Annotated in this window: 1 protein-coding gene; it reads right to left on the bottom strand. The window is 38.4% G+C overall.

The window, feature by feature from the left end; genetic code table 11:
- Positions 1–3: 3 nt before the first annotated feature.
- Positions 4–357: a DUF1889 family protein gene (locus tag GOU96_RS18160; RefSeq protein ID WP_146609218.1), complete on the bottom strand. Its 354-nt coding sequence runs from the start codon at positions 355–357 to the stop codon at positions 4–6.
- Positions 358–563: the final 206 nt, after the last annotated feature.

The following is a 563-nucleotide window of genomic DNA, read 5'->3' as shown; positions in this document are numbered from 1 at the left end:
TTTTTATGTGTTGGACTCTACCTCATCAAACACATCTGGATTCCAACAATTTTTGTGTTTAATAACCACTCGCTTACCCGATGAAATTTTCTCCGCTACATTTGCTAAGTCTTTTGCATCAGACGAAGACCAATTGTTTGCAATTGCTTGAGATATTATTTCTGCCGGATCAAAGCTATACCCACGAGCATACATTTCTTTTAATAATTCTTTTGCCGCTGATTCATCCAAAGGGTGAGCCAATCCTGTAGACACATTTACACGCTTAGAAATTTGCTCAACTACTGCTTTTTCAATACTCATATCACACCTACTTGCAACATTCGCAATTATATTTTGCACCACCACAGTAGCCACAATATTTTTCGCTTATATGATAGCCAGCTGCAATACGCACATTTTTAACGATTCCACGCTTAAAGAAGCAACCACACATACGACAATAATTATGTCCTTGTCGCTCATAACTTTCACAATTTGAACATTTACGCTGCATGTTCATATTTTCCTCATGACTAAAAACTTAACGCCCGCCTAAGGGGCTGGCAACGCATTACTACCAA

It is taken from the genome of Vibrio sp. R-1, from assembly GCF_035615595.1.
In the GTDB taxonomy this organism is placed as follows: Bacteria; Pseudomonadota; Gammaproteobacteria; order Enterobacterales; family Vibrionaceae; genus Vibrio; species Vibrio cholerae.
This window is presented reverse-complemented; position numbering and strand designations above follow the sequence as displayed.